At 61.0% G+C, this 12,524-nt stretch carries 11 protein-coding genes; 6 read left to right on the top strand and 5 right to left on the bottom strand.

Annotated features, from left to right (window positions below):
• Positions 1-39: 39 nt before the first annotated feature.
• Both PLJ71_07630 and PLJ71_07625 read right to left on the bottom strand, forming a co-directional pair.
• The gene (locus PLJ71_07630) at positions 40-1,467 is read right to left on the bottom strand and encodes a hypothetical protein (GenBank protein HQM48545.1); all 1,428 of its coding nucleotides are present in this window, start codon (positions 1,465-1,467) and stop codon (positions 40-42) included.
• A 1-nt stretch (position 1,468) separates the two neighbouring features.
• Complete coding sequence (locus PLJ71_07625; protein HQM48544.1) at positions 1,469-2,074, bottom strand: helix-turn-helix transcriptional regulator; 606 nt, start codon at positions 2,072-2,074, stop codon at positions 1,469-1,471.
• A gap of 587 nt (positions 2,075-2,661) precedes the next feature.
• On the opposite strand from PLJ71_07625, the gene PLJ71_07620 reads away from it, so the two are divergent.
• From PLJ71_07620 to PLJ71_07605, 4 genes are all read left to right on the top strand, one after another.
• On the top strand, positions 2,662-3,003 hold the full coding sequence (locus PLJ71_07620) for a P-II family nitrogen regulator (GenBank protein ID HQM48543.1): 342 nt from the start codon (positions 2,662-2,664) through the stop codon (positions 3,001-3,003).
• Between the two features lie 68 nt (positions 3,004-3,071).
• Positions 3,072-4,499 carry an ammonium transporter gene (locus PLJ71_07615; protein HQM48542.1) on the top strand — a complete coding sequence of 476 codons (1,428 nt, stop codon included), beginning with the start codon at positions 3,072-3,074 and terminating at the stop codon, positions 4,497-4,499.
• Positions 4,500-4,755: 256 nt separating this feature from the next.
• Positions 4,756-5,013: a Trm112 family protein gene (locus PLJ71_07610; GenBank protein ID HQM48541.1), complete on the top strand. Its 258-nt coding sequence runs from the start codon at positions 4,756-4,758 to the stop codon at positions 5,011-5,013.
• A gap of 61 nt (positions 5,014-5,074) precedes the next feature.
• The gene (locus PLJ71_07605) at positions 5,075-7,057 is read left to right on the top strand and encodes an acetylxylan esterase (protein HQM48540.1); all 1,983 of its coding nucleotides are present in this window, start codon (positions 5,075-5,077) and stop codon (positions 7,055-7,057) included.
• Positions 7,058-7,071: 14 nt separating this feature from the next.
• Here the strand turns inward: PLJ71_07605 and PLJ71_07600 are convergent, their stop codons facing one another.
• Both PLJ71_07600 and PLJ71_07595 read right to left on the bottom strand, forming a co-directional pair.
• Positions 7,072-7,275: a hypothetical protein gene (locus tag PLJ71_07600; GenBank protein ID HQM48539.1), complete on the bottom strand. Its 204-nt coding sequence runs from the start codon at positions 7,273-7,275 to the stop codon at positions 7,072-7,074.
• 117 nt (positions 7,276-7,392) lie between these two features.
• Entirely contained in the window at positions 7,393-8,139 is a 747-nt protein-coding gene (locus PLJ71_07595) for a class I SAM-dependent methyltransferase (protein HQM48538.1), read from the bottom strand.
• Between the two features lie 389 nt (positions 8,140-8,528).
• On the opposite strand from PLJ71_07595, the gene PLJ71_07590 reads away from it, so the two are divergent.
• Positions 8,529-9,917 carry an alpha-L-fucosidase gene (locus tag PLJ71_07590; GenBank protein HQM48537.1) on the top strand — a complete coding sequence of 463 codons (1,389 nt, stop codon included), beginning with the start codon at positions 8,529-8,531 and terminating at the stop codon, positions 9,915-9,917.
• Positions 9,918-10,440: 523 nt separating this feature from the next.
• Complete coding sequence (locus tag PLJ71_07585; GenBank protein HQM48536.1) at positions 10,441-11,169, top strand: PHP domain-containing protein; 729 nt, start codon at positions 10,441-10,443, stop codon at positions 11,167-11,169.
• On the opposite strand, the gene PLJ71_07580 is transcribed toward PLJ71_07585, so the two are convergent.
• Positions 11,154-12,461, bottom strand: coding sequence for a PAS domain S-box protein (locus PLJ71_07580; protein ID HQM48535.1), 1,308 nt, complete (start codon positions 12,459-12,461; stop codon positions 11,154-11,156). The two genes, PLJ71_07585 and PLJ71_07580, sit on opposite strands and share 16 nt — an antisense overlap.
• Positions 12,462-12,524: the final 63 nt, after the last annotated feature.

Below are 12,524 nucleotides of genomic sequence, written 5' to 3'. Positions count from 1 at the left end.
CGACACAGGAACCCGCAAAACCGAGGTTTCGGATGCCGGTCAACCCACGTTCCATTCGTCCTTTTGCACGGGACTGAACAGGCGGCGCCGGTCGGCCTCGGTCATCGAAGGGCGTTTCTGCAGCACGCCTTCCATCTTCGGGAACCGGTCAAACTTGAGCCGGCGCGACGCATGCGCGTGAATGAGGTGAAGGTACAGGAGCAATCGTGCCGTGCGGTACTGCCGCAAGCTCGCGTACATCACCACCATGCCCTTTTCAATAGCGTGGCGATAGGGATCGGCCACCGTGGTGGGTTTCGCGGCGTCTATTTCCGACCAGGCAAACAGGTCGATATCGCTGCCCGCGTGTTCGTGCAGGGCCTTGTTTTCGTATTCACGGCCCAGCCGCTCGTAAAGGGCAACAAGACGGTCCATCCACCAGAATATCGCGCGGTACCCCTCGTCCTCGATATCCACCTTGATTTGGGCTTCCTCGATGCTGGCGCTGGTCTGTTTGTGAAGATAGGCCAAGCGGTCCTCATCTTCCTCGGGCACCATGCGCACCCGCGCTTTCTCGGCAGCCTCGCCGTAATTGAACTTCTCCAGGATCACGGGGATGGTGAACTTGGACCGCGCCAGCAGACGCAGCTCCTGAAGTAACGGCCGCGTGATCGTTTCCCCTTCCAAGGCGCGTTCCAGGGAAGGTTCAGGAGCGAAGATCTCGGCCCCCAGCTCAACCCAAAGATCGCGGAACAACCGCACCAATTCGCGCCCACAGCCTGCAGCGCCCCTCGTGCACGCCAAGGCAACGATCTCGTTGAGCCGGCCCCGCATCATGCTCCCAGGACGACGAAGCACGTTGTGGCCCGTAAGAAAACGAAGCACCAGAATGCGGTCAAGGGCCTGCCCAGCCGTCTCTTCCCGGACATGCCCCTCGGAAACCAGAACGTTCTCCCATCGCCGGCACCACTCGCGCAGTTGCCGCGCAACGTTGCTGCGAGGCGGACGCCGCAGTTCTTCGAGGGAGCCGCGGACGACCTCGGAACAGCTCAGCGTTTCTTCGAACTCGCCCGCGAACTCGGCCGGTGTATCGCTGCAAAGAAGCAGTTCTTCAGTCTGGGTGTCGTAAAGAAAAAACCGGAATAGATCCGATATGAATGCGTACCGGGCTCGGAGGCTCTTGGTCAGCGTGACCAGGTGGCGGGTCGGATCGCAGAAGTCGAGGCCGCGCTCCGCCAGTATGCTGGGCGGCTGCAACGAGCCCGGCTTCTGAAAATGCGCAACCAGGTTCGGCCGCCCTGCCGCGCCCAACAGGTACGAGGCCGAGGTCGAGACGCAGGTTCCCGGCGGATGAATCCGCTCAAAATCGTGCCACCCCAGCAACCGCAGAAAACCCTCCGCATACCGTGGCTGTTCGTCCGGCGCCGATGCAGCGAAATGCTCCCACCACGATTCACAAAGTTGCCGGATTTCGTGTCTGTGTTCCATGCTATGCGACACCTCTCCCCTTGCTTACGTTGTATCCAGCCGATTCAATCCGCCGCCAGATGAGGTCATCCCGCCGGCCAAGAAGATCCACGCCGCCCACAAGATACGGCGCGAGTTTCTCCGGCGAACCGGCCAGCAGGTCCAGAAACTGCTCCGAGGGCATAACGTCAACGCTGTAAGGACCCGGGACGCTGCGGCTCAAGCGCGTCGCACTCTCCGTCACCAACAGCGCGTTCGATTCGGACTCGTCAAGAAACGCCAAAACCACCCCGCGCTCCATCGCCGCAAAAGCCCGGAGACGGTCAAAATCATCACAGACTTTCAGGATCATTCCGTGCAGTTCGGGAAACAACGGGAAATGCACGTCGACCTGGTAATAGGTGCGGTTGCCTTCTACGCGCTTGTACAGCAGACCCATCTCCGAAAGACGCTCCAGTTCCCGCTGCACGCCGCGAATCGCCAGACCCGTCGCCTTTTCAATCTGCCGCTGGTAGTACGCCCGGGAGGGGTCAAGAAGGAATAACCGCAAAACCGTCGTGCGCGCCGACGATGCAAATAACATCGTAAGCGTTTTAGAGGTGATGCTTTGACTAATACTTGAAGTCATCAAATGGCCGATCTTCTAGCTCTCATAAACCATTCTGTGACCATCATGCCCCCAAGCCGTCCCATCAGATTCAGCGATAGTATACGTATCGTAGTCAATAATGTCAACAGGTGAATTTTTTAGGCCGAAATACGCCTATGTCGATTTAATCTCCGGGGCAATATCCCGACCCGGAAGCAATTTGTAGTTCCAGGCACCGGCCCCTTGCCTGGACTTCCTGCCCTCACATCGCTCGAGCTTGCAATTCATACATATTGGTAGTTCGTCGCCACCATAGCATACGCAGCGGAAGGCCGTCCGTACACGAAGGCTCATGCTCGCTCCTCTCTAGGACTCCCACAAAAGCCTTTCATCAGAGCACTTAACGACGATCGCGCTCTTAGTGTGACGAATTGGCACGAGCCTTGCCTGACGCCCACAACAAGGGAGAGGTTCGCTGATACCACTCCTGCCGGGCCCGGCTTCCCCACGCGTACGCGGGCAATGCCCGCCCGGTTTTCGTTCTAAAGAGAAGGTCCCGCCGAGGCAAGGGCAAGCGCTCGGCGCAGCAGAGGCTCGACATAGAACGCCTCGGGAAAGGCATCACGGTGAAAAAGGTAGAAGCGATCGTCAAACCCTTCAAACTGGAGGAAGTCAAGGAGGCTTTGTCAGCCGTGGGCATCCAAGGCATTACGGTCACCGAAGTAAAAGGGTTCGGGCGCCAAAAGGGACACAAAGAGCTGTATCGCGGCGCCGAATACGTGGTCGAGTTCCTCCCCAAGATCAAACTCGAGCTCGTCATTCCCGACGATAAGCTCCAAGGCGTCTTGGACGCCATCGTAAAAGCCGCATCGACCGGGCGTATAGGGGACGGCAAGATCTTTGTGAGCGCAGTTGATGACGCGATCCGCATACGCACCGCGGAATCCGGCGATGTCGCCATCCTCTGATTGCCGCTGCGCAACGGCCGCCGCAAACGAATTCGGAATCTCACATCGCCTCGAAAGGAGTTGCCCTCATGCAAAGAAGTGAATTCGAACAAGTCCGCAGGAGCCTCGCAATCGTTATATGCCCGCTGGCTGCCCTGCTGCTGGCCGCACCGGCCATGGCCGTCGAAAGCGGCGCCGCACTCCAGGCAGACCAGACAAAGGTCCTGCTGGACATACTGTGGGTACTGATCACGGGATTCCTGGTCTTCTTCATGAACGCCGGGTTCGCTCTCGTGGAATCGGGGTTCTGCCGCTCCAAGAATGCCGTGAACATCCTCACCAAAAACTTCATCGTGGTAGCCATAGCCTCGCTCATGTTCTGGGCGACCGGCTTCGCGCTTATGTTTGGCGACGGCTCGGCGCTGCTCGGCTTGAAGGGCTTCTTCCTGGCCGGCCCCGACAACAGCCCCCTCACGGACGCCACAGGCTATCAGGGCATCTTTTCATCCCTCGCATGGACCGGCGTGCCCCTCGAAGCCAAGTTCTTGTTCCAGCTGATGTTCTCCGCGACGGCTGCAACCATCGTGTCCGGCGCCGTCGCCGAACGTATCAAGTTCCAGGCGTACATCGTGTTCGCGGCCCTGCTCGTCGCCTTCATGTATCCCGTAACCGGACATTGGATCTGGGGCGGCGGGTGGCTGGCCGGCATTGGTTTCCACGATTTCGCGGGTTCGGCGGTCGTGCATAGCGTTGGCGGCTGTGCCGCCCTCACTGGCATCCTTTTCCTTGGACCACGGATCGGCAAATACGGCAAAGACGGCAGCATCAACGCCATCCCTGGACACAGCATGGCCCTCGCAACCTTGGGCGCTCTGATACTCTGGCTCGGCTGGTTCGGATTCAACCCCGGAAGCGCCATGGCCGCCAATATGGACGCCGCCCGGATCGCAGCCACCACCGCGATGGCCGCCGCGGCCGCTGTAACGGCCGCGACCGCCTACGCCTGGGTCCGCATCGGCGCCCCTGACCTTAGCATGATCGTCAACGGTTCGCTGGCGGGCCTCGTCGCCGTCACCGCCCCCTGCGCCGTCGTCAGCATCACCGATAGCGTCTTCATCGGGCTAATCGCCGGTGTCCTCGTCGTCGAGTCGGTCATCGCTTTCGACAAACTCCATATCGACGACCCGGTCGGCGCGACCTCGGTCCATCTCGTGAATGGCGCCTGGGGCGTCCTTGCAGTCGGCCTGTTCGCGAATCCCTCGGTCCAGGATAACATGGCAGGCCTCTTCCACGGCGGCGGCCCTAAACAACTGGGTATTCAGGCTGTGGGCATCGTGGCGGTAGCCGTCTTCACAATAGCCGTCTCGGCCGGCTTCTGGATCATTACCAAGGCCCTCGTCGGCCTGCGCGTATCCCTCGACGAAGAGTACCTCGGCCTCGACAAGAGCGAGATGGGACTCGAAGCCTACCCGGCCGATGTCACCACCGGCGAGTATAGGAGAGCGCGAGAAGCATAGAGTCCCCCCTGTGCAACCCCGGCGGCGTCGCGCCTGACGCTGCCGGGGTCTCCGTTTCGCACGGCCGCGCACCAGCCACCCAATCTCCTGCCTCCCTCTTCGGGCAGAGTCCCGGCCCCCCGCCGCGAGCCGCGCCAAGGCCGGTTCTTTGCTCCCGGCCAAGGGCCCCGCCATGTATGCGCGGTCCACATTGGACTTAGTGCCCGCTTCCGCTAAAATGGCACCGATTCGGCCACAAGAGGAGGAGAACCGGTTCATGGTTGACCAGGAATTGCTGGACATATTGGTGTGCCCCGAGAACAAGACCAAGGTGACGCTGGCGGACCAAAGCCTTATCGACAAGGCCAATGCGGCCATCGAGGCGGGCTCGCTCAAGAATCGCGCGGGAGAGAAGGTCGAGGAGAAGATCGACGGCGGGTTGGTGCGCGAGGACAAAGCGTACATGTACCCCATTCGAGACGATATCCCCATCATGCTCATCGATGAAGCGATCCCCATGGTTCAACTGGCCTGAAACCAGGGGCAAAAAGAGAAACGGAAACGGCCCGCGCGGCCGCCAACGGGGGAGCTGAGTCATGAAGGCGTTCGAGCCCTACCTGGACGGGTGCTGTAACGTCCAGCTGCAGCTTTATGAGCATTTGCGTGACCGCAACCTCAACGCGGTCTGGGCTCATATCCGCGCGAAAGAGGCCATCACCACGGCCGACGAGGTCCGCGACCGGGCTCGCAGGGTCCGCCAGACGTTTCTGGATTCTCTGGGCGGCATTCCCCAGACCGAGGAACCCCTGAATCCGAAATCGAGCGGGGTGGTGCGGCGTGACGGCTACGCCATCGAGAAAATCATCTACGAAAGCCAGCCAAAGGTCTATGTGACCTCGCTGCTTTACGTGCCCGGCAAACTGGCCAAAGAAGCCCCCGCCGTGCTGTTCTTGTGTGGACACGCCCGCGAGGCCAAGGCCTATCCTGAATACCAGCGGGTATGCCACGACCTCGCCATCAACGGGTTCGTGGTACTGGCCATCGACCCCACGGGCCAAGGCGAGCGCGTCACCCATTACGACCCCAGCACGGGCGCCATGCCCATACCCTGGGGCACCACCGAACACTCGTATCAGGGCCTGCAATGCGTACTGACAGGCACCAACATCGCCCGCTACTTCCTTTTCGACGCCATGCGCGGCCTCGACTACCTCGCCTCGCGTACCGAAGTGGACCCGTCGCGGCTCGGCGCCACGGGCAATTCGGGAGGAGGCACCCAGACTACCCTCCTGTGCATGGCAGGCGACGAACGAGTCAAGGCGGCGGTCCCCTGCACGTACGTCACTTCGCGCGAGCATTATTACGTCACGGGCCAAGCCCAGGACGCCGAGCAGCTCCAGTTCGCCATGACCCGCGACGGCATCAATTTTGACGACATGTTCTTGCCGTTCGCGCCCCGCCCGCTGCTGATTGGCGCGGTGGCGTCAGACTTTTTCACGCCCGAGGGCACGGTCATCACACACGAACGGCTCCGCGCGTTCTACCGTATCCTGGGCCGCGAAGACCATGTCGACTGCGTATTCGCGCCGGGTACCCACAGCTACTGCCGGGAATTGCGCGAAGCCGCTGTAAACTGGTTTCGCAGCCATCTCATGGGCGCTGAACCCGATTTCAAGACGGCGCCGGACGACAGCATCCCGACGTCGCCCGATTCCGAGCTCTGGTGCACGAGCAAAGGGCATGTGTTGACAGAACTGCCCGGCGCGCTCACCCCCTTCCATCTGAATCTCGCCATCATTCCCGAGCGGCAGGCGCCGCCGGACGCCGCCACCCTGCGCAATTCGGTCATCGATACGCTGGCCATACGCGAACGGATCGAGTCCCCCGAGCGGCTCTATCCGCGAACGATCAAGACACAGACCGTCAGCGGCGTGCTTGCACACTCGGTGTTCTTCATCAGCGAACGCAACGTGATGGTCGCGGGATGCCTGCTGCACCGGCCGGACGTTTCGCCCTCGGAGGCGATCATTTATCTTGCCCCGGGCGGGACCAATGCGCTCGGCCTCCACATCGAATCGGCCCAGGAACTGCTCGATGCCGGCAAGGCGCTGTTCGTGTTTGATGTCCGCGGCACGGGCGCCGTTGCGTCGGTAACCATCAACCCCCATGAACAAGGCCTTCCGGGGCTGCACTACCATACCGAGAACCGGCTGGCCTATGACGCCTACTGCATCGGCGAATCGTTGTTGGGCATGCGGGTGTACGACGTGCTCCGCGCCGCCCAGTACCTGCGCGAAACCCCGCCATTCAAGCGTCTGGGCATACGCGCCTGCGGTCTCCAACCCGCCCTTTGGGCCTACCTGGCCGCCGCGCTGGATACCTCGCTCGAAACCGTTGATATCGAGAATCTGATCCCCTCGTTCGAGGCAATTGCGCGCACGGAGTTGTACAACATGTCGTTCACGCCGGCATCCATGCTCCACGGCGTGCTCGAACGCTTCGACCTCCCTGACCTCATGCTGCTGTTCGCGGGCAGAGAGGTCCACGTCCGCGAAGAACCCGTCGCATGGCGCCCGTAACGGCGCGCACATGGTCAGCCGCCACGTTCCCCCTGCCTTTGGGAAACAATCTCGCGCTCGTTATCGAGAAGCCACAGGACAAGCGGCGCCGACGCGCTCCCCATGGGCATGCTGCCGAGGTTGATGAGCGCCGCAGCCTGGGATAAGGCTTTCAATATGTAAAGACCGCTCCGGGAACCGTTTTGGCTCCGGCCGTTTTCGCTGTTTTCGTTTTTCATTGAACTTCCCTCGAAACGCAGTGCCGGCACGGCAAATGACGCGAGACGCACTGCGGGCGTGGTTGTTGAAACAGGAGGCCCATTGGCCTCAACGATGTGGAGGGGTAGGGGCGTTGCTCAGCCCGAACGCGGGGCCTTCTCGAGCACTCCGGCGTACAACGGGCCGTTATCGTGGACGGTCCCGGCCAGCCGCCATCCCGCGCTCTCGGCCAGCATCGCCATTTCATCGGGCGACACCATCAGGTAGTCAAACCACGGCGTGGCGTACGTGCGGTATCGGATTCGGAGCCGGATCTGGCCCGACATGCGGCCGCGCGCCCGGTTGTGTCTCTGGTACGCCAGGTGCGCCGGGTCATCGGTCTGGTAGATGTCGTTGCTGGCTGCCAGAATCTTCGCATCGTCCGTCGTCATCGTATGAAAACGGCGAAGCAGCCACCGCGCCCGCCGGGCACTGGCGCACAACCCGAAGTTGTTGCCATACATGACAATCGTCCTAAACCGGCCCAATCGCGGCGAGACATCCGTAGCACTCATGACCTTGGCCCGTCTGACGCCCCGCTTACGGCACGTCGCAATGGCCAGCGGCGACACATCAATGCCAATGACCTCGCAACCCCGCTGCTGCAGGTACAAGGCGACGCGTCCCGCGCCGCATCCCACGTCGAGCACCCGGCCCTTGGCGTGCTGAATGGCCCTGCGCTCGAAAGGCGGCCAGTCCTTGTATTCGGCAAAGTACACGCCCGGCGTCGAGCCAACCGCAATGTAGCCGTCGCCCCGTTCGTCAATCTCGAGTCCGCGGCAGCCGTTATAGTAGTCGTGGATCAGGCGCCCGTACGCATCTTGATTGTTCGTGATCCTCGCCATGACCGTCATTCCCCTCTCCGCGACCCGTTCCGCCCCTGAGTTTTGCCAAATGCGCGCCTCCACGGCGTGACTCCATATCGTACTCGCACGTATGCGCACATGTGAACGCCGGTGTTCACGCAAAGAACCGGCCTGAAATCTCACGCGTGCGCGCGGCCTGCGGGAATCAAGTGGCCGGTTGGAAAACCGGCCTTCCATTGCGAGTACAACACAGACGCCTCCGCTGTGGCGCGGTCAACGCTGTGGCGCGGTCTCCTGACCACGCCACTCCTACGACCGAAGGTCTCCACTCCGGAGATCCGTGACTTCTCCAACGATTTGTTCGCGCGGCGTCGGCCTGCGATAATTGGCCGCGATACGGTGGCGCAACACCAATAGGAGCACTATCGATGCGGAACAGCACCCTTTTACTCGTTGGTTCAATGGCTCTGGTGGGCGCGGTGCCCGGGGCCTTCGCGGCAGACCCGCCTGCCCCCTGCCCGCCGTTGCCCACGCCGGAACAGCTCGCGTGGCAGCGCGACGAATTGTCCATGTTCGTTCATTTCACGGTGAACGCGTTCACGGACCGCGAGTGGGGCGAAGGCACTGAAGATCCCAAGATCTTCAATCCCGCCCAATTGGATTGCGAACAATGGGCGCGTGTGGCCAAGGAAGCCGGTTTCAAGCTGGTGATCCTGACCACGAAGCACCACGACGGGTTCTGTCTGTTTCCGAGCGACTACACGGACCACGACATCTCGAACGCCGCATGGAAAGACGGCAAGGGGGACCTCGTGCGCGAGTTTGTCGATGCGTGCCGCAAACACGGCCTCAAGGTCGGTTTCTATTTATCGCCTTGGGACCGCCACGAGCCGAAGTACGCCGACAACGCCGCGTATGACGAACATTTTCGCAATCAGCTCACCGAATTGCTCACCCGCTACGGCGCCATCGCCGAGGTGTGGTTTGACGGCGCGGGCGGGAAAGGCCACGTCTACGACTGGCAGAGTTACTACGGCCTGATCCGCGAACTTCAGCCCAAAGCCCTCATCGCCATATGCGGTCCCGACATCCGCTGGGTAGGCAACGAGGACGGGTTCGCCCGCGAAGACGAATCCAGCGTACAGACCCGCAACGGCAGCGAGGTCTGGTATCCCGCCGAGTGCGACGTCTCGATCCGGCCGGGATGGTTCTGGCACAAGCAACAGGACGACAAGGTCAAGAGCCTCGACCACCTCCTCGACATCTACTACCGTTCGGTGGGCCGCAACAGCGGACTTCTCCTCAACGTCCCGCCCAACGACAAAGGCCTGTTCGGCGACCTGGACATCCAGCGCCTCAAGGAATGGCGGGCCGTGCTCGATGAGACCTTCGCCACCGATTTCGCCGCTGGTAAGACGGCCGCCGCCAGCAACGTCCGCAACGGCGGGCACGCCTTCGCGGCCGCCAATGCTCTCGACGGTGATATCGAAACGTATTGGGCGACTGATGACGGCACGCTCACGGCCTCGCTCGAGGTCGACCTGGGCGCGCCCGCAACATTCAACGTCACGCGCGTCCAGGAATACATCCCTCTCGGCGAACGCGTCCGCGGCTACACCATCGAGGCGTGGCAGGACGGCGCCTGGAAGGAAATCGTGAAAGGCACCACTATCGGCCACAAGAAACTCGAGCGGTTTCCCGAGGTCACCACCCCAAAAGTGCGCCTGACGATTACCGACGCCCGCGCCTGTCCCATGATCGCTGGCTTCGGCCTGCACTACGCCCCACGGCACGGGCTCGGCCAAGGCGAAGAATAGCCGCGCGCGTCAAAACCCGGTCCCGGCGGATGACGAGGTGTTGAAGACCACGGCATTCCCTGTCAAGAATGTGAGAAAACCGACAAGATGGCGTTGCATTAGCGTTTCGTGACACATCCCCTTGCCCTTGCCAGCATCCACCCCCCTACCCGTGGCGTGTGCGCCCCGCTTCTCCCCCCGAAATCACGAAATCCAAGGAGGGAAACATAGTGATGCCCATCAGAATTGAATGTTGTGGCGCGCCATGCGTCCATTTAATCGGCTCGCCGGCACGGGAGCTGCGGTTCTCGCAAGACGGCGGAAAGTGAACGGCCGAAACAGCGCGGGGGTTTTCGCCCCCGGGAATCCGGGACTTCGGAGAAGTGTTATCGCCGAAACAAGGCGAGAGGAGGCAAAGTTGGCGTGAAGCGCATAGCAGAGAGCCGCGGCTGGGGCTCTCCGAAATGATATCCGGGATTCATGGTATACTTGGTGTGCGGAATTGGCGGGCGCGCAGCGAATCCCCGCTTAGAACGGACTTGCAATGATAGATAGATTTCCCGGCGCCGGATTCTCCAAAACGATGAAGGTCGAGGTCCATGCCCACTCGGAGAAGTATTCCGTGTGTTCGCGAATTCCCCCCCGTGAACTGGTCGCGATGGCGGACGCCAGCGGTTATGACGCCCTCTTCATCACCGAGCACGACCGTGTCTGGCCCAAGACGGAATTGGCCGGTCTCCAGGAATTGGCCGAGCGGGTGAAGATATTCCCCGGAATTGAGATCTCGCTCACCGACGAAATCCACATCCTTGTGCTGGGAGCCAACGAGCCCGTGTACGAGCGATTGCAGACTCCCAGCGACGTATTCGGACAGGCGTGCGCGGACGGTCTTCTCACGGTTGTCGCCCACCCTTTTCGCTGGTCACGCACGCTTCCGGACTATTGCCGGCTGGCCGATGCGGTCGAGGTGCTGACCTGCAACCATGGCAGTGAAGAACACGCGGCCGCTGCCCGGGCCTATGCCCAGCAACAGAACATGGCGGAGATTTACGCTTCCGATGCGCACGGCTTGAACTTCATGAACAAATTCTGGCTCGAGACCTGCGAGCCGTTTCAGACCGCCCAGGAGTTCCGGCATCTTGTGCTGGCGGGACGGTATGCCAACCATACCCGCGAGTTCGAGATGCCCCTCCCGCCACCCGAGAAAGTGTCCGCCATGGCAAATCTCGCGGAAGAGGACCAGATGGCCCTGTGGGTTCAGCCGACCTTGTGAGGGCCGGCTTGCTCCTGTCCCGGCGCCTCTGGTGAAGGCGATTCCTCGCGAGCGCCCCGCGAGCGAGACGGGCGCTGCTGCTGCGAAAAAGCAACGGCGGTCTTGTCGGGTTCGCCGCCTTGCCGCAATCCCAGGACCTCGTCAATAATGCGGAACGCGCGAAGTGTCCCGCGCCGGCATGTTTGCAGCGCTTTTCGTTGGTCATTGTTCAGGTCGCCGAGTTCTTCCTGAAGCAGCATCTCGATAAAACCAAGAACGGCCGACAGCGGTGACCTCAGCTTCTGGGAGACGGCCCCCATGAAACCCGTGCGCAACTCATCGACGTGGCGCAATTCCCGGTTGAGCCGCTCAAGGCGCGCGTTGGCCTGACGGGTGGCTTCCTGCAGTTCCTTCTGGGGCGTAATGTCGTGAATCAGGGCAACGTAAAACTCCTTGTTGTCCTGGGCAAACGAGCGCATGATGATATCAACAGCGCGTTCCTCTCCGTCCTTGCTGACCATCAACTGTTCCCCGTGAAAGAGCCCTCTTCTGCGCACTAAAGCGAGTTTCTGGGGAATGGTGCCATCATCAAACAGAAAAGCGCGCATCCGCTGCCCTACGATTTCTTCCCGAGTCGCGTTGAAATAGTCGCAGGCGCCGTCGTTGGCATCGACAACCAACTCGTTGTCATCAAACACAAGGATCGGGTCCGCCGCATGATCGAAGATGGTGCGCAAGGTCGCCTCCGAGGCGGCCAGACGCTGGGACTGGCTGAACGATTGTTCCTCGACCCGCAGGAGACGATGGCTGAGGTTGCCGACAAGCCACCCGGCAACCAGAATCGACAACTGCTTGAAAACCAGTTCACCAAGGGTGTTGGACAGTCCAACAAGGCGCAGTTCAACGAGCAATACAATGGTGAACGCCACGCAACACGCAACCGCCGCCAGCATGATGGCGCGCAGATCCCGCCGGTACGCGCTGAAACCAATCAGAAAAATGATGTAAAGAACAAAGCCCGGGCTCTCATCGGCGCCCGAAAAGGACACAATCACGGAAAACTCAATCAAGTAAACCAAGAAATTAGCGCGCGAGACGAAGAGTTCGCAGCGGCCTTTCCAGAGCGCCCAATGCGCGAAAACACTGTGGAGCAGGGCGACCGAGACTATGATACTGCCGTCAAAGTAATTTCCTTTGACGTACCCCAGGAGAAACAGCACGGCCATGACGCCCACAATGAGATACCTGCCGACGAGGGCGACATGCTCAACGCCGCGGATTAACGCAACATAGGAGTTTCTTTCGTCCGTCATATGGCACGCGAATTCATCCAGGCCCAGTCTCTCCCGTACACACCTTTCCCCCCTCCCCGGCCG

It is taken from the genome of Candidatus Hydrogenedentota bacterium, assembly GCA_035416745.1.
Classification (GTDB): Bacteria; Hydrogenedentota; Hydrogenedentia; order Hydrogenedentales; family SLHB01; genus UBA2224.
This window is presented reverse-complemented; position numbering and strand designations above follow the sequence as displayed.